At 73.5% G+C, this 16261-nt stretch carries 16 protein-coding genes and 1 pseudogene; 7 read left to right on the top strand and 10 right to left on the bottom strand.

The window, feature by feature from the left end:
• The 5 genes from CCN56_RS26405 to pdhA all read right to left on the bottom strand — a co-directional run.
• A partial coding sequence (locus CCN56_RS26405) for a molybdopterin molybdotransferase MoeA (RefSeq protein ID WP_086830470.1) occupies window positions 1-932 on the bottom strand: 932 nt, incomplete at its 3' end.
• An 11-nt stretch (window positions 933-943) separates the two neighbouring features.
• The gene (locus CCN56_RS26410) at window positions 944-1834 is read right to left on the bottom strand and encodes an NTP transferase domain-containing protein (RefSeq protein ID WP_086830471.1); all 891 of its coding nucleotides are present in this window, start codon (window positions 1832-1834) and stop codon (window positions 944-946) included.
• 357 nt (window positions 1835-2191) lie between these two features.
• Window positions 2192-3598, bottom strand: coding sequence for a dihydrolipoamide acetyltransferase family protein (locus tag CCN56_RS26415; protein WP_086830482.1), 1407 nt, complete (start codon window positions 3596-3598; stop codon window positions 2192-2194).
• On the bottom strand, window positions 3598-4644 hold the full coding sequence (locus tag CCN56_RS26420) for an alpha-ketoacid dehydrogenase subunit beta (RefSeq protein ID WP_086830472.1): 1047 nt from the start codon (window positions 4642-4644) through the stop codon (window positions 3598-3600). Before CCN56_RS26420 ends, CCN56_RS26415 begins: the two co-directional genes overlap by 1 nt.
• Window positions 4644-5804, bottom strand: a complete 1161-nt coding sequence (gene pdhA, locus CCN56_RS26425) for a pyruvate dehydrogenase (acetyl-transferring) E1 component subunit alpha (protein WP_086830473.1) — start codon at window positions 5802-5804, stop codon at window positions 4644-4646. The genes CCN56_RS26420 and pdhA overlap by 1 nt, the downstream gene beginning before the upstream one ends.
• 192 nt (window positions 5805-5996) lie before the next feature.
• Here pdhA and CCN56_RS26430 point away from each other — a divergent pair, with 192 nt between their 5' ends.
• Window positions 5997-6521 carry an Lrp/AsnC family transcriptional regulator gene (locus tag CCN56_RS26430; RefSeq protein WP_041130113.1) on the top strand — a complete coding sequence of 175 codons (525 nt, stop codon included), beginning with the start codon at window positions 5997-5999 and terminating at the stop codon, window positions 6519-6521.
• Window positions 6522-6597: 76 nt separating this feature from the next.
• Here CCN56_RS26430 and CCN56_RS26435 read toward each other — a convergent pair whose 3' ends face one another.
• Both CCN56_RS26435 and CCN56_RS26440 read right to left on the bottom strand, forming a co-directional pair.
• Window positions 6598-7191 carry a TetR/AcrR family transcriptional regulator gene (locus CCN56_RS26435; RefSeq protein WP_086830474.1) on the bottom strand — a complete coding sequence of 198 codons (594 nt, stop codon included), beginning with the start codon at window positions 7189-7191 and terminating at the stop codon, window positions 6598-6600.
• Window positions 7188-8786 carry a 3-hydroxyacyl-CoA dehydrogenase gene (locus tag CCN56_RS26440; protein ID WP_086830475.1) on the bottom strand — a complete coding sequence of 533 codons (1599 nt, stop codon included), beginning with the start codon at window positions 8784-8786 and terminating at the stop codon, window positions 7188-7190. Before CCN56_RS26440 ends, CCN56_RS26435 begins: the two co-directional genes overlap by 4 nt.
• Window positions 8787-8910: 124 nt before the next feature.
• Here CCN56_RS26440 and paaN point away from each other — a divergent pair, with 124 nt between their 5' ends.
• Window positions 8911-10608 carry a phenylacetic acid degradation protein PaaN gene (gene paaN, locus CCN56_RS26445; RefSeq protein ID WP_086830476.1) on the top strand — a complete coding sequence of 566 codons (1698 nt, stop codon included), beginning with the start codon at window positions 8911-8913 and terminating at the stop codon, window positions 10606-10608.
• Between the two features lie 58 nt (window positions 10609-10666).
• Here paaN and CCN56_RS26450 read toward each other — a convergent pair whose 3' ends face one another.
• From CCN56_RS26450 to CCN56_RS26460, 3 genes are read right to left on the bottom strand one after another with little or no spacing between them, the layout of a single operon-like run.
• Entirely contained in the window at window positions 10667-11329 is a 663-nt protein-coding gene (locus CCN56_RS26450; protein ID WP_086830477.1) for a TrmH family RNA methyltransferase, read from the bottom strand.
• A complete protein-coding gene (locus CCN56_RS26455) occupies window positions 11326-12579 on the bottom strand; it encodes an HTTM domain-containing protein (protein WP_086830478.1) in 1254 nt (417 codons plus the stop codon). Before CCN56_RS26455 ends, CCN56_RS26450 begins: the two co-directional genes overlap by 4 nt.
• Window positions 12576-13460 carry a DUF5819 family protein gene (locus tag CCN56_RS26460; protein WP_256962152.1) on the bottom strand — a complete coding sequence of 295 codons (885 nt, stop codon included), beginning with the start codon at window positions 13458-13460 and terminating at the stop codon, window positions 12576-12578. Before CCN56_RS26460 ends, CCN56_RS26455 begins: the two co-directional genes overlap by 4 nt.
• 112 nt (window positions 13461-13572) lie before the next feature.
• Here CCN56_RS26460 and paaA point away from each other — a divergent pair, with 112 nt between their 5' ends.
• The 5 genes and pseudogenes from paaA to CCN56_RS44910 all read left to right on the top strand — a co-directional run.
• A complete protein-coding gene (gene paaA / locus CCN56_RS26465) occupies window positions 13573-14589 on the top strand; it encodes a 1,2-phenylacetyl-CoA epoxidase subunit PaaA (RefSeq protein ID WP_107484226.1) in 1017 nt (338 codons plus the stop codon).
• Window positions 14586-14873 carry a 1,2-phenylacetyl-CoA epoxidase subunit PaaB gene (gene paaB / locus CCN56_RS26470; protein WP_041130120.1) on the top strand — a complete coding sequence of 96 codons (288 nt, stop codon included), beginning with the start codon at window positions 14586-14588 and terminating at the stop codon, window positions 14871-14873. The genes paaA and paaB overlap by 4 nt, the downstream gene beginning before the upstream one ends.
• Entirely contained in the window at window positions 14870-15595 is a 726-nt protein-coding gene (gene paaC / locus CCN56_RS26475; protein WP_086830480.1) for a 1,2-phenylacetyl-CoA epoxidase subunit PaaC, read from the top strand. The genes paaB and paaC overlap by 4 nt, the downstream gene beginning before the upstream one ends.
• Entirely contained in the window at window positions 15589-16086 is a 498-nt protein-coding gene (gene paaD / locus CCN56_RS26480; protein WP_086830481.1) for a 1,2-phenylacetyl-CoA epoxidase subunit PaaD, read from the top strand. The genes paaC and paaD overlap by 7 nt, the downstream gene beginning before the upstream one ends.
• A pseudogene (locus CCN56_RS44910) lies at window positions 16087-16261 on the top strand (phenylacetic acid degradation protein); the annotation flags it as partial.

The following is a 16261-nucleotide window of genomic DNA, read 5'->3' on the forward strand; positions in this document are numbered from 1 at the left end:
CCGAGGGCCGCGAGGAGCATGGGGTGGCCGGGGCGGACCTTCACCCCGTCGACGAGGAGCGTGGCGCCCGCCTTGTCGAGGACGCGGTGGAGGTGGTCGACGGGCCCGGCGGCGGTGCCTCCGGTGGTGACGACCAGGTCGGCGGCGGAGCCGGTGACGGCCGCGTACAGCTCCTCGGCGTCGTCGCCGATCCGCCGGGTGGCGAGCACCTCGGCGCCGAGCGCCGACAGCCAGGGGCCGAGCATCGGGCCGAGGGCGTCACGGATGAGTCCCTCGTGGGGGAGCCCGGCCGTGAGGAGCTCGTCGCCGAGGACGAGGACCTCCACCCGGGGGCGCGGCGGTACGGGGAGCTCGTCGTAACCGGCGGCCGCGGCGAGGCCCAGGACGGCGGGGGTCACGGCGGTGCCGGCGGGAAGCAGCTCGTCACCGGAGCGGCACTCCTGCCCCCGGGGCCGGATGTCCTGCCCGGCGACCACGCCACGCAGGGCATGCAGCACGAGCCCCGCGGTCTCGGCCCGCTCGGTACGGGAGTGCTCGCTACGGATGACGGCGGTGGTCCCGGGCGGGACGGGGGCGCCGGTGGCGATCCGTACGGCCTCGCCGTCGTTCAGCGCGGTGGCGGGCGCGTGACCGGCGAGGACGGGGGTCTCGGCGCGGACGGTCCAGGGGCCCGGGCCCGCGACGGCCCAGCCGTCCATGGCGGAGGTGTCGAAGGAGGGCAGGTCGGTGAGGGCGAGGAGCGGCTCGGCCAGGACCTGGCCGAGGGCCTGACCGAGCGGGAGGCGCCGCGGCGCGCGGCCGGACCGCGCGGTGGTCCCGGCGCGGACGGCGGCGGCCCGGGCCTCGGGCCAGGCGGTGGCGCGGTGCGGCGGCCCGGACTTCGCGCCGACGGCGGTTCCCGGGGCCACGGGGGCGGGCTCCTTCAGGGTCATCCGGCCTCGTCCTACTCGGTGGCTTTTTCGGCGGGCTGCTCGGCGGGCTGCTCGCCGTCCTGTTCGGCGGCCCAGCGCTGGGCGAGCGCGGCGGCCTTCCGGGCGGCCTCGGCGACGGCCTCCTGTCCGCCCTCGGTGCCCGCGCGGGCCGCCGCGTAGCCGACCAGGAAGGTGGTCAGGGGCGCGGCGGGGCGGGCCACGCCGTGGGCGGCGTCACGGGCGAGGTCGAGGAGCACGCCGGTGTCGACGTCCAGCTCGATGCCCAGTTCGTTCTTGACTGCGGTGATCCATTCGTCCAGCACGGTCCCATGCTCCCTGATGCGGGCCCGGGCCGTGGCGATGTCCTCCCAGGTGTCGCAGTCGAAGGAGGCGAGGGGGTCCGCGGCGACCCGGGTGAGCCTCAGTCCCCCGGTGAGGAGCCGCAGCGGCCCGCCGGCGAGGGTGCCGCCTCGCCGCTCTGCGACGAGGGCCAGTTCGCGCAGGAGCGGGGTGCGGCGGTACGCGGCGACGAGCGGCTGGTCCCGCCCCTCGGCATCGGTGAGAAGCGCGGCCTCGGTACCGGAATCCGCGTCGAGTGCCTCAAGGAGGCGCCGGACGGTGTCCTGGTCCAGGAAGGGCAGGTCGGCGGAGAGGACGAGGAGGACGTCGGCGCCGGTCTCCCGCACCCCGGCGCCGAGGGCGGCCAGGGGGCCGCCGCCGGGCGGGTCCTCCCTGGTCCAGCGGACGGGGCGGACGGTCGGCCGGGGTTCGGCGACGACCACGGTCCGGTCGGCGCCGGGACAGGCCGAGAGCACCCGGTCGAGGAGGGTCCGCCCTCCGATCCGTACCCCGGGCTTGTCGGAGCCGCCGAGCCGCCGAGCGGCGCCTCCGGCGAGCACGACGACGTCGTATGCGGTGGTCACCCCAGCAGTATGTCGCCGAACCCCGCCACCGACGGCAGGGTCTCCCTTGCTGAGACGGAGGGGGAGGGACGAAGGCGCGGGAGACTGCAGCGGCGGACGACCACTCCGGGGGACGGCCGGACCGGGAACGAACCACACCGGCGGCCGGCCGGACCGACGGACAGCCGGACCGACAGACGGCCGGACCGACAGACGGCCGGACCGACAGACGGCCACGGTGGGGGCGGCCGCGCCGGAGACGGCCGCGCCCGCCCGTCGACGGCCGCGTCTGCGGCGGCGGCGCAGGCGCCCGGCCGCACCGGGTGGGGGTCCGGTACGGCCGGGCGGTGTCGGAGCGTCCGCGTCAGAGCGTCCGCGTCAGACCGTGCGGAGCAGGACCGCCGGCTGCTCGACGCAGTCCGCCACATACCGCAGGAAGCCACCCGCCGTACCGCCGTCGCAGACGCGGTGGTCGAAGGTGAGCGAGAGCTGCACGACCTGACGGACGGCCAGTTCACCCTGGTGGACCCAGGGCTTGGGGATGATCCGGCCGACCCCGAGCATGGCCGCCTCGGGGTGGTTGATGATCGGCGTGGAGCCGTCGACCCCGAACACCCCGTAGTTGTTCAGGGTGAACGTGCCGCCGGTCAGATCGGCCGGGGTGATCGCGCCCTGCCGGGCCGCCTCCGTCAGCCGGGCGAACTCGGCCGTCAGCGACTCCGCGGTCCGGGTCCCCGCGTCCTTGACCACGGGGACGACCAGCCCGCGCGGGGTCTGGGCGGCGAAGCCGAGATGCACGGACGGCAGCCGGACGATCTCCCGGGCGGACGTGTCCACGGTGGAGTTGAGCTCGGGGAACCGGGCCAGCGCGTGGACGCAGATCCGCGCGAGGAGCGCGAGCAGCGAGATCTTCGGCCCGCCGGCCGCGTTCATCGCCGCGCGGGCCGCCATCAGCTCGGTCGCGTCGGCGTCGACCCAGCAGGTCGCGTCGGGGATCTCCGTACGGCTGCGGGACAGCTTGTCCGCCACCGCGCCGCGGACCCCGCGCAGCGGAACCCGCTCACCGGCCGGTGCCGCGACAGCAGGCGCGGGCGCGGGCGCCGGGGCGGCGACCGGCCGCTCCAGGGCCGCGAGGGCCAGCTCCACGTCGGCGCGCAGGATCAGCCCCTCGGGCCCGGATCCGCGCACCTCCCTAAGGTCGAGGCCCCGGTCACGGGCCAGCTTCCGCACGAGCGGCGAGATGACGGGCACGGGCCCCTCGTGGGCGACCACCGGGGCGGCGACGGGGGCAGGAGCCTGAGCGGCAGCGGCCGGGGCCGGAGCGGCAGCCGGGGCCGGAGCGGCAGCGGGAGCCTGCGCAGCGGCCGGGGCCTGCGCGGCCGCCGGGTTCGCGGGCCGCACCCGGCGACGGCGGGCGGCCGGCCCGGCCGTGCCGTAGCCGACGAGCACGTTGCCCGAGTACTCGGAGGAGACGGCCTCGGCGGATGCCTTCGGCGCCGCTTCGGGAGCGGCCTCGGTGAGCTCCTCCGGCGCGCCCGTGCCACCCACGGCGACCGTCAGGAGCGGTGCGCCGACGGGCAGTTCGGTGCCCTCCTCGCCGTACCGGGCGGTGACGACGCCGCCGTACGGGCAGGGCACCTCGACCATCGCCTTGGCCGTCTCGACCTCGACGACCGGCTGGTCGATGGCGACGACGTCGCCGACGGCGACCAGCCAGCGCACGATCTCGGCCTCGGTGAGGCCCTCACCGAGGTCGGGCAGCTTGAACTCAAGGACCTGTGCCATCAGCTGCCCGCCTCCCACTGCAGTCGCGCGACCGCGTCCAGGACCCGGTCCACGCCCGGCAGATGGTGCCGCTCCAGCATCGGCGGCGGGTACGGGATGTCGAAGCCCGCGACCCGCAGCACCGGCGCCTCCAGGTGGTGGAAGCAGCGCTCGGTCACGCGCGCGGCGATCTCCGCGCCGGGGCCGCCGAAGCCGGTCGACTCGTGGACGACGACCGCGCGGCCGGTGCGCCGCACCGAGGCGCAGACGGTCTCGTCGTCGAACGGCACGAGCGAGCGCACGTCGACGACCTCCAGGTCCCAGCCCTCGGCCTGCGCGGCCTCCGCCGCCTCCAGGCAGACCGGCACCGAGGGGCCGTAGGTGATCAGAGTGGCGCCGGTGCCCCGGCGCCGCACGACGGCCTTGCCGATCGGCTCGACGGGCGCGGGCGCCTCGGGGGACCAGTCGGACTTGGACCAGTAGAGCCGCTTGGGCTCCAGGAAGACCACCGGGTCGTCGGAGGCGATGGCCGCGCGCAGCAGCCCGTACGCGTCCTCGACGGTCGCCGGGGTGACGACGTGCAGGCCCGGCGTGGCCGTGTAGTAGGCCTCGGAGGAGTCGCTGTGGTGCTCGACGCCGCCGATCCCGCCGCCGTACGGGACGCGGATGACGATCGGCATCGGCATCGCGCCGCGCGTCCGGTTCCGCATCTTCGCCACGTGCGAGAGCAGCTGCTCGAACGCCGGGTAAGCGAACGCGTCGAACTGCATCTCCACGACCGGCCGCAGGCCGTACATGGCCATGCCGACGGCCGCGCCGAGGATGCCCGCCTCGGCCAGCGGGGTGTCGGTGCAGCGGTCCTCGCCGAACTCCTTGGCGAGCCCGTCGGTGACCCGGAAGACGCCGCCGAGGGTGCCGACGTCCTCGCCCATCACATGGACGGTCGGGTCCTCGGCCATCGCGTCGCGCATGGCGCGCTGGAGCGCCTGCGCCATCGTGGCCGGCTTCGGCTTCGCGGCGTTCCCGCCGGCCTTGGCCGCCGCGGTGCCGGTCGTCGCGGTCGTCATCACGCCTCACCCTCGGCTTCGAGCTCGGCGCGCAGCTGCGCCGCCTGTTCACGCAGCTGCGTGGTCTGCTCCGCGTAGACGTGGGAGAAGAGCTCCATCGGGTCGAGCACCGGGTCGGCGTTCATCCGTTCGCGCAGCTCCGCCGCCATCGTCTCGGCGGCCTCGGCCGCCGCTCGCCTGCCGTCCTCGTCGAGCAGGCCACGCTCCGTCAGTTCCCGTTCGAGCAGCAGGATCGGGTCGTGCGCCCGCCAGGCCTCGACCTCGCCGGCCGCCCGGTAGCGGGTGGCGTCGTCGGCGTTGGTGTGGGCGTCGATCCGGTAGGTGACGGCCTCGACGAGGGTGGGGCCGCCGCCGCGCCGGGCGCGGGCCACGGCCTCGGTGAGCACCTGGTGGACGGCGACCGCGTCGTTGCCGTCGACGAGCCGGCCCGGCATCCCGTATCCGACGGCCTTGTGGGCGAGGGAGGGGGCCGCGGTCTGCTTGGCGAGCGGCACGGAGATCGCGAAGCCGTTGTTCTGGACGAAGAAGACCACGGGGGCCTGCCAGACGGCGGCGAAGTTCAGCGCCTCGTGGAAGTCGCCCTCGCTGGTGCCGCCGTCGCCGACCATGGCGAGGGCGACGACGTCGTCGCCCTTGAGGCGGGCGGCGTGGGCGAGGCCCACGGCGTGCGGGAGCTGGGTGGCGAGCGGGGTGCAGAGCGGCGCGATGCGGTGCTCGTGCGGGTCGTACCCGGTGTGCCAGTCGCCGCGCAGCAGGGTCAGGGCCTGGACGGGGTCGAGGCCCCGGGCGACGGCCGCGAGGGTGTCGCGGTACGAGGGGAAGAGCCAGTCCCGCTCCTCCAGGGCGAGGGCGGCGGCGATCTCGCACGCCTCCTGGCCGGTGGTGGACGGGTACACGGCGAGCCGGCCCTGCTTGGTGAGGGCGGTGGCCTGGGTGTTGTACCGGCGGCCGCGGATCAGCTCCGCGTAGAGCCGGAGCAGCAGCGCGGGGTCGGCGTCGGCCACCGCGTCCGTGCCGAGCACGCGCAGCGGCTCGGCCTCGGGCAGCAGCGGCGCGGGGTCCGTGCGCGGCTGCCAGGCGGGCGGCGGGGTGGGCCGGTAGGCGGGAACGGCACCGGGCGGCTCTTGGACTGTCGAACTGCGCTGTTGCAACGAGTCCACCTCCTCGTGGGAGCGGGCATAAGACCCGAAGGCGGGTGGCGCGAGTGTGGCGCGCCTCACCTACCGATTGTTCGGTCGTGGAGGCATTTTGGCTACAGGCACCTCCAGCCTGTGGACAAACGGTTCTCCACAGCCTGGGATAAGAGCAGGTCGTCCACCGGAGAGAGGCGGGGGCACATGGCGGATGAACAAATGGCCGAGGACTGGGAGCGGGTCGTCGCACCGGCGCCGGCACCGGTGATCCCAGGAGCCCCGGCACGCCCGCTGGACGCCATCGACCGCGACATCCTGCGCATCCTGCAGACGGACGGCCGCGCATCGGTCCGCTCCGTGGCCGAGCGGGTGCACGTCTCCCGGGCCAACGCGTACGCGCGGATCAACCGGCTCATCGACGACGGGGTGATCCGCGGCTTCAGCGCGCGCGTGAACCATGAGCGGGCCGGGCACGGCGCCTCCGCCTACATCACGCTCAAGATCGTCCAGAACTCCTGGCGGACCGTGCGCGAACAGCTCCAGGCCCTGCCGGGGGCCGCACACATCGCCCTGGTCAGCGGCGATTTCGACGTCCTGCTGCTCGTCCACACGCCCGACAACCGGACCCTGCGCGAGCTGGTGCTCACCAAGCTCCAGTCGATCCCCGAGGTGCTCTCCACCCGGACCCTGCTGGTCTTCGAGGAGACGGACCTGGACCCGGACCACCGGGACCCGGGACGCTGAGACCCCACGGGGCCGTACGAGGGGACGCCGAAGCCCCCGTAGGCCGTACGGGGGACAGTGGCGGTACGGACGGGCCTCAGCGCGCCGTCCGCAGCCCGTCGAAGGCCAGGTGGACGACGGTCTCGGCGAGCTGCTCCCGCTCCGCCGTCGCGCCCGGATGCGGCCGGTACCACTCCACCAGCGAGTTGATCATGCCGAAGAGGAGCCGGGTCGCGAGCCGGATGTCCACGTCGGCCCGCAGGTCGCCCTCGGCGGCGGCGGCCTTCAGCAGATCGGCCACCCTGTGGTCGAACTCGCGGCGCCGCTCCATCGCCCACCGCTCGGTGGCGGTGTTGCCCCGCACCCGCAGCAGCAGCGTCACGTACGGCAGCTCCGCTATCAGCACCTCGACGGTGCGGCGCGTGACGTACTCGACCCGCTCGACGGCCTTGCCGCGCCCGGCCCCCGGCTCGTCGAGCACCGCGAAGAGCCCGTCGAGCGCCCGGCTGACCGCCCGCCGCAGCAGCTCCTCCTTGCCGGAGACGTGGTGGTAGATCGAGGACTTCGAGATCCCGGCCGCCTTCGACAGGTGCTCCATCGACGTGCCGTCGTAACCGCGCTCGTTGAAGACCCGGACGGCGACCGAGAGCAGCGTCTCGGGGGTGTACGTGTCGCGCTTGGCCGTGGTCATCGGGAGTCCTCCTCATCGGCCTCGGCACACCGGCGGGCGACGGCCTGGCTCGGCCCGTACCGGCCCGTCGGATAGCGCTCGTGCAGCGCCCTGAGCAGGTCGCAGACCCGTCGGGGCCCCAGCTTCTCGGCCCACTCCAGGGGGCCGGCCGGGTAGTTGACCCCGAGCCGCATCGCCGTGTCCACGTCCTCGGCGGTCGCGACCCCCCGGTCGACCGCGTCGGCCGCGAGATCCGCGAGCATCGCGACCGTACGGGCCACGATCATGCCGGGCACGTCACCGATCACGGAGACCTGCTTGCCCAGCACCTGGAAGAGGCCCACGGCCTCGGCGAGGGTCTCGGGCGCGGTGCGCCGCCCCGTGGACAGGACCATCCGGCTCGCGCGCGCGTAGTCGAGGGCGAGGTCGAAGTAGACGATCTCCTCGGGGAAGAACTCGAAGGAACTCTCGCCGTCCGCGAGCATCAGCAGGCCCCCGCCCGGCAGCACGATCCTCCCGTCGCCCTTCTTGCGCCGGACGGCGATCCCGGCCTCCTCGAAGAGGGCCACCAGCGGCTCGGCGGGGCCCAGGTCCCCCTCGACGACGATCCCCTTCGGCGCCTCGGCCGGCGCCTCCGTCCGCGGCTCGGGCCGCTGCGCGCCCTCCGCGTACGAGAACCAGCCGTGCCCCGACTTGCGGCCGAGGCGTCCCGACTCGACGAGCCGGCGCTGCGCGAGCGAGGGGGTGAACTTGGGGTCCTGGTAGAAGGACTCCCACACGGACCGGGTGACGGCCTCGTTCACGTCCTGGCCGATGAGGTCGGTCAGCTCGAAGGGCCCCATGCGGAAGCCCCCGCACTCGCGCAGGGCCGCGTCGATGGTGGCGGGGTCGGCCGCGCCCTCCTCGAAGACCCGGAACGCCTCGGCGTAGAAGGGGCGGGCGACCCGGTTCACGATGAAGCCGGGGGTGTCCGCACAGCGCACCGGCGTCTTGCCCCAGCCCTTGACCGTCTCGTACGCGCGCGTGGCGACGTCCGGGTCGGTGGCGAAGCCGCTGACGACCTCGACGAGGGGGAGCAGCGGCGCCGGGTTGAAGAAGTGCAGTCCGACGAACCGGCCGGGCAGCCGCAGTCCTCCGGCGATGGCGGTGACGGAGAGGGAGGAGGTGTTCGTGGCGAGGACGGTGTCGTCGCCGACGATCTTCTCCAGGTCGGCGAAGAGCCGCTGCTTGACCGCCAGGTCCTCGACGATCGCCTCGATCACCAGCGCGGCGTCCGCGAGCTCGGCGGGGTCCTCGGCCGCGTGCAGCCGGCCGACGGCGGCCTCCCGCGCGGCGGCGTCGAGGCGGCCCTTCTCCACGAGCCGGTCCAGGCGGGCGGTGAGGGCGGCGACGGCCTCGGCGGCCCGGCCGGGGGCGCTGTCGTAGAGGCGCACGGGGTGGCCTGCGACCAGCGCGACCTGGGCGATGCCCTGGCCCATGGTGCCGGTGCCGACGACGGCGACGGTGCGGTCGGGTCCGATGCCGACGGCGCTCCCCCGCCCCTCGGCGGCGGTCTCACGGGCGGTCACGTCGTCGCTCCCCCTGGCGGTCACGTCGGTGCTCACGTCGGCGCTCATAGGAGTGATCCTCCCCGATGGGTTTTCCACAGGATCGCCGGACCCCCTTGTCCCGACCGATCGTTCGGTTACTCTAACTCCGTACGCGTCTCCCTGCCCAGCTCGACGAGGAGTTGGTCCATCGATGGCCACCGCTCAGCTGACCACCGACCGTCTGGCCGAGAAGCACCGGTCCACACTCGACCAGGCGCTCTCCACGATCCGCACCCGCGCCTACTGGTCGCCGTACCCCGAGCACCCGAAGGCGTACGGCGCGGACGGCTCGCTCGACGCGGCCGCGGGCCTCGCCGCCCACCAGTCCGCGTTGAACACCCGCTTCGACCTCGACCAGCCCGGCACCGACGGCTGGACCGGCGGCGAGACCTCGCCCTACGGCCCCTCGCTCGGCATCGAGTACCCGCACGCCGACCTCGACGTGCTGCTCCCCGCGATGCGCGCCGGCATGGGCGCCTGGCGGGACGCCGGCGCCGAGACCCGTGCCCTGGTCTGCCTGGAGATCCTCGCCCGGATCTCCGCCCGCACCCACGAGTTCGCCCACGCCGTCATGCACACCAGTGGCCAGGCGTTCATGATGGCGTTCCAGGCCGGCGGCCCGCACGCCCAGGACCGCGGCCTCGAGGCCGTGGCGTACGCGTACGAGGAGCAGACCCGCACGCCCGCCGGACGGGCCGGCTGGTCCAAGCCGCAGGGCAAGCGCGACCCCCTGGAGCTCAGCAAGGAGTTCACCCCGGTCGGCCGCGGCATCGCCCTGGTCATCGGCTGCAACACCTTCCCCACGTGGAACGGCTACCCGGGCCTGTTCGCCTCCCTCGCCACCGGCAACCCGGTCCTGGTCAAGCCGCACCCGCGCGCGGTCCTGCCGCTCGCGCTCACGGTGCAGGTCGCCCGCGAGGTGCTCGCCGAGGCCGGCTTCGACCCGAACCTGGTCGCGCTCGCCGTCGAGCGCCCCGGCGAGGGCATCGCCAAGACCCTGGCCGTCCGCCCCGAGATCCGGATCATCGACTACACCGGCTCCACCGCCTTCGGCGACTGGCTGGAGGCCAACGCCCGGCAGGCCCAGGTGTACACGGAGAAGGCCGGCGTCAACACGGTCGTCGTCGACTCCACCGACGACTACAAGGGGATGCTGGCCAACCTGGCCTTCTCGCTGTCCCTGTACAGCGGCCAGATGTGCACCACCCCGCAGAACCTGCTGATCCCCCGCGACGGCATCACCACCGACCAGGGCCCCAAGTCGTACGACGAGGTCGTCGCCGACCTCGCGGCGGCGGTCGGCGGCCTGCTCGGCGACGACGCCCGGGCGAACGGTCTGCTGGGCGCCCTGGTCAACCCGGACGTGAAGGCGCGCCTGGAGGCCGCCGCCGGGCTCGGCGAGGTCGCGCTGGCCTCCCGCGAGGTGGTCAACCCGGAGTACCCGGACGCCGTGGTCCGCACGCCGGTCATCGTGAAGCTGGACGGCTCCAAGCCGGACGCCCAGGCCGCGTACTTCTCGGAGTGCTTCGGCCCGGTCTCCTTCGCGGTCTCGGTGGACTCCACCGCCGACGCCCTGGAGCTGCTGCGCCGCACGGTCCGGGAGAAGGGCGCCATGACGGTCGGCGCCTACACCACCTCGGCGGACGTCGAGCGCGCGGTGGAGGAGGTCTGCCTGGAGGAGTCGGCCCAGCTCTCGCTGAACCTCACGGGCGGGGTGTACGTGAACCAGACGGCCGCGTTCTCCGACTTCCACGGCTCCGGCGGCAACCCGGCGGCGAACGCCGCGCTGTGCGACGGCGCCTTCGTCTCCAACCGCTTCCGGGTGGTGGAGGTCCGCCGCCAGGCCTGATCCACGGTCTCGTGGAGGCCCTCCGGGGCCTCCACGAGAGCTCTTCCAGGAGAGAGAGCTAAGGGGTGTCGATCTCCGCGTACCGCTGCACCCAGGCGTGCATGGCGATCGCGGCGGCCGCGCCCGCGTTGATCGACCGGGTCGAGCCGAACTGGGCGATCGAGCAGACCATCTCCACATGGGCGCGGGCCTCCTCGGTGAGCCCCGGGCCCTCCTGTCCGAAGAGCAGCACACAGCGGCGCGGCAGCACGGTCCGCTCCAGCGGGACGGCGCCCGGCAGGTTGTCGATCCCGATGACCGGGATGCCCTCGGCCGCCGCCCACGAGGTCAGCGACGCGGTGTCCGGGTGGTGCCGGACGTGCTGGTAGCGGTCGGTGACCATGGCGCCCCGCCGGTTCCAGCGGCGCCGGCCCACGATGTGGACCTCCTTCGCCAGGAAGGCGTTGGCGGTCCGCACCACCGAGCCGATGTTGAAGTCGTGGCCCCAGTTCTCCACCGCCACGTGGAAGTCGTGCCGCCGGGTGTCCAGGTCGGCGACGACCGCCTCGCGCGTCCAGTACCGGTAGCGGTCGACGACATTGCGCCGGTCGCCGCCGGCGAGCAGCTCGGGGTCGTACCGCTCGTCCCGCGGCCACGGCTCCGGGTGCGGCCCGACGCCGATCTCGGGGCCGAAGCCCTCGTCGTACTGGACCGGCTCGGACTGTTCTTCGGTGGTGCTCACCCGACGAGGGTACGGGGACCGTGCTCCTCACCCGTACGGCGCTGCTCGGGCAGCGACTCGGCGGGCGCCTCGGCGGGTGTCCTGCGCAGCAGCCGGTCCCTGCCCCGGGCCGCCCGGGCGCCCAGCCACACCAGGAACGCCGTCGGCAGGAACACGGCGTCGGCGGAGATCATCGCGAGCGAGAAGACCGGCAGTCCGAGGAGGACCGCGATGCCGGCGTGCTCCGCCATCATCATGACGAGGAGGACGTTCTTGACCTTGCGGTTGAAGAGCGTGAAGGGGAAGGCGACCTGGGCGATCACCGTGCCGTAGGTCAGCAGCATCACCATGATCCCGCTGGCGCCGAGCAGCTCGGAGAGGGCCGGCCAGGGCGAGAAGTAGTCCAGGTGGAGCGGGTAGAACAGGGCGGTGCCGTCCTCCCAGCGCGAGCCCTGGATCTTGTACCAGCCGGCCGTGGCGTAGATCAGGCAGACCTCAGCCATGAGCACGATGAGGGTGGCGTTGTGCGCGAGGTTGGCGAGGGCGTCGAGCAGGATGCGCGGCTCCCCGGGCGCGACCCGGCGGACCAGCCACCACAGGCCGTTCCCGAGCCACAGCACCCACAGCAGCACCAGCACCCACCACTCGCCGCTGACGTCGCCGAACCAGGTGGCGGCGAGGAGGAAGCCGCCGAGCACGGTCCACAGCAGCGGTCCGACGACATCACGGCGCGGGCTCTCCCCGGCGCGGGCCGCACGGGCCTCGCGGGCCGCCCGCCGGGCGTCGAGGGACCACACCTGGCCGCAGCGGGTGAAGACGAGGTAGATCGAGGCGAGGTGGAGGACGTTGTCGCCGCCGTCGCCCACGAAGACGGCGCGGTTCAGCAGCGAGAGCACCCCGACCATGAAGACCACGGACACGGCCCGGGTGCGCCAGCCCACCAGGAGCAGGGCGGCGGAGAGCACGGCGAGCCCGTAGACGAGCTCGAACCAGATCCGGCCGTCCGACCACAGGAGCACGGTGAAGGCCCGGTTGTCGGCGATCAGCCGCTGCGCCAGCTCGAAGGACCAGGGGCTGTCGGGGCCGTACAGCAGGTGGCGGTGCGGCAGCTCGCGCAGCAGGAAGATCAGCCAGGTCAGCGAGAAGCCGATCCGTACGATCGCGCTCTGGTACGGGGCGAGGGAGCGGCCCGTGACGGCCTGCACGGCGCGGGCGAGCCGGCGGTCGAAGGGCTCGCGGGCACGCGCGGGCGTGGCGGGGGAGGTGCTCATCGGCCCGCCTCCGTGCGGCTCGCGCCGGCGCCGGTGGCCCGGTCGGCTTCGGTGACGTTCCACCACGGGAAGTCGCGGTAGGAGGGGGCGGTCCGCGTCTTCTCGGTGCTCCACCGGGGGGCGGGGACGGGCCGGGAGACGGTGCGGAGCTGGATGCGCCGCGCGTCGGCGCCGATCGCGCGTCCGTCGGGGCCTTCGAGGGCGTCGAGCCTGAGCATCGCGATGCGGCTCATGTACTCCTCCGAGAGGGTGCCGCGCAGCCCGTTGGGGCGGCCGCCGTCGTTGTGCGTGTTGAGGTAGAAGTCCACGGCCCTGCGGAGCTGGTTCTGCTGCGCGTGGCTGGGCATCGGGTTGTGCCGTATGGCCTCGATGTCCTGGGCGGTGAGGTCGATCCAGCCGGTGGTGCGGCGGCCGCCGTCGGCGGTGACGAGCTCGGCGCGGACCTCGACGGCGATGTTCGTCTGGAGCGGATTGGGTGCGAAGAGCTTCCAGTTCTGCTCGAACTCGGGGTAGATCCAGTCGTCGACGGCCTCGCCGTGCCGCTTGGTCAGCGTGTTGGACGGCGCCACGTGCAGGAACACCATCGCCAGGTGGACGCAGGCGAACACGCCGACGACGGCGAGCGCCACGGCGACGACGACCTGGTAGGGCAGCGAGAGCGCCATGATCCCGACGCCGGACCGGGCCCCGGATCCCTCAGGCCCCTCGATCGACCCGGCCGCCTCGGCCACCTCGGCCGCCTCGGCCGTATCAGCCGCCTCGGCCGTCTCGGCCCCGGCAGCGATGCCCGGGGTCTCGGGAGGAGTGGCCGGCGGGTCCTCGGAGGGCCTCCGCCCGTCGTCGCTCACCTCGACCGCGTCCTTTTCGACGTACGCGTCCATCCCGCCCCGATCCCGATCGACCCGCCTCGGTTATCCACAGGGTTGACACCATACGGGCCGCCGACCCACCATTGAAGTCATTCAACCGAACGATCGGTCGGTAGGGAGTCTGATGACCGCAGTGACGGCAGGGACGACAGGGACCACGGGCACGCCCGGCGCGTCGGACACGGCCGTGGCGGCGGAGCAGGCCGCCTACGAGGCCGTGTTCGACGCCGCCGTCGCCGCCGACGAGCGCATCGAGCCGCGCGACTGGATGCCCGAGGACTACCGGGCCTCGCTCGTCCGGCAGATCGCGCAGCACGCCCACTCCGAGATCATCGGCATGCAGCCCGAGGCCAACTGGATCACCCGGGCGCCCTCCCTGCGGCGCAAGGCGATCCTCATGGCCAAGGTGCAGGACGAGGCCGGCCACGGGCTGTACCTGTACAGCGCGGCGGAGACCCTCGGCACCAGCCGCGACGAGCTGCTCGACAAGCTCCACTCCGGCCGCCAGAAGTACTCCTCGATCTTCAACTACCCCACGCTGACCTGGGCCGACGTCGGCGCGATCGGCTGGCTGGTCGACGGCGCCGCCATCACCAACCAGGTCCCCCTCTGCCGCTGCTCCTACGGCCCGTACGCCCGCGCGATGGTCCGGGTCTGCAAGGAGGAGTCCTTCCACCAGCGCCAGGGATACGAGGCACTGCTCGCCCTGTCGAACGGCACCGAGGCCCAGCACGCCATGGCACAGGACGCGGTGAACCGCTGGTGGTGGCCCTCGCTCATGATGTTCGGCCCGCCGGACGACAAGTCGACGCACACCGCCCAGGCGATGGCCTGGAAGATCAAGCGCCACACCAACGACGAACTGCGCCAGCGCTTCGTCGACATCGCCGTACCGCAGGCGGAGGCCCTCGGCCTCACCCTCCCCGACCCCGACATCCGGTGGAACGAGGAGCGCGGGCACTACGACTTCGGCCCGATCGACTGGACCGAGTTCTGGGACGTCCTCAAGGGGAACGGCCCCTGCAACGACCAGCGGCTGAGCAAGCGGCGCCAGGCCCACGAGGACGGCGCCTGGGTCAGGGAAGCGGCGGCGGCCTACGCGGAGAAGCACACCGGAAAGCACGGGGAGGCACAGGCATGACGACCGACGGTTGGCCGCTGTGGGAGGTGTTCGTGCGCTCCCGCCGCGGACTGTCCCACACCCACGCGGGCAGTCTCCACGCACCCGACGCGGAGATGGCCCTGCGCAACGCCCGCGACCTCTACACCCGCCGGTCCGAAGGCGTGTCGATCTGGGTCGTCCCCTCGGCGGCGATCACCGCCTCCTCGCCCGACGAGAAGGACCCCTTCTTCGAGCCGGCCGCGGACAAGCCCTACCGCCACCCGACCTTCTACGAGATCCCGGAAGGGGTGAAGCACCTGTGACCACCGAGACCACCGTTCCGACGGCCGCGGCGCTCGCCCTCGGCGACGACGCCCTCGTCCTCTCCCACCGCCTGGGGGAGTGGGCCGGCTCCGCCCCCGTCCTGGAGGAGGAGGTCGCCCTGGCCAACATCGCCCTCGACCTCCTCGGCCAGGCCCGGGTCCTGCTCTCCCTCGTCGGCGACGAGGACGAACTGGCCTACCTCCGCGAGGAGCGCTCCTTCCGCAACAGCCAGCTGGTCGAGCAGCCGAACGGCGACTTCGCCCACACCATCGCCCGGCAGCTCTACTTCTCCACCTACCAGCGACTCCTGTACGGGCAGCTGGCCTCCGGCGACGGCCCCTTCGCCGGCCTCGCGGCCAAGGCCGTCAAGGAGGTCGCCTACCACCAGGACCACGCCGAGCACTGGACCCTCCGCCTCGGCGACGGCACCCCCGAGAGCCACCAGCGGATGCAGCGCGCCTGCGACGCCCTCTGGCGGTACACCGGCGAACTGTTCCAGCCCGTCGACGGCCTCGACCTGGACCTCCCGGCCCTGGAGACCGCCTGGCTGGACTCGGTCACCGACGTCCTCGGCCGGGCCACCCTCACCGTCCCCTCCGGACCCCGCACCGGCGCCTGGAGCGCGGGCGCCGGCCGACAGGGCCTGCACACCGAACCCTTCGGACGGATGCTCGCCGAGATGCAGCACCTGCACCGCAGCCACCCGGGGGCGACATGGTGACCATGACGGCCCTGGAGGAGGAACTGAGCCGCATCGCCGGCTCCGTCCCCGATCCCGAGCTGCCCGTCCTCACCCTGGAGGAACTCGGCGTCATGCGGGGCGTTCAGGTCCTCGGCCCCGGCCGGGTCGAGGTCTCCCTCACCCCCACCTACACGGGCTGCCCCGCGATCGAGGCGATGGCCTCCGACATCGAGCAGGCCCTCCACGAGCACGGCGTGCCGGACGTCTCCGTCGTCACCGTCCTCGCCCCCGCCTGGTCCACCGACGACATCAGCGAGGAAGGGCGGCGCAAGCTCACCGAGTTCGGCATCGCCCCACCACGCCCCCAGGGACCCGCCGGCGGCCCCGTGCCGCTCACCCTGGCGATCCGCTGCCCCCACTGCGGATCCACCGACACCGAGCTCCTGAGCCGCTTCTCCTCCACCGCGTGCAAGGCACTGCGCCGCTGCACCGCCTGCCGCGAACCGTTCGACCACTTCAAGGAGTTGTAGATGGAGTCCTCAGCCGCCGGACGGGCCGGATTCCATCCCCTCAGGGTGAGCGAGGTCGACCGGCTCACGGACGACTCCGTGGCCGTCACCTTCGCGGTCCCGCCCGAACTCCACGAGGCGTACCGGCACCTCCCCGGCCAGCACCTCGCCCTGCGCCGCACCGGCGAGCGGGGAG

Source organism: Streptomyces sp. NRRL B-24572 (genome assembly GCF_002156145.1).
GTDB lineage: Bacteria > Actinomycetota > Actinomycetes > Streptomycetales > Streptomycetaceae > Streptomyces > Streptomyces vietnamensis.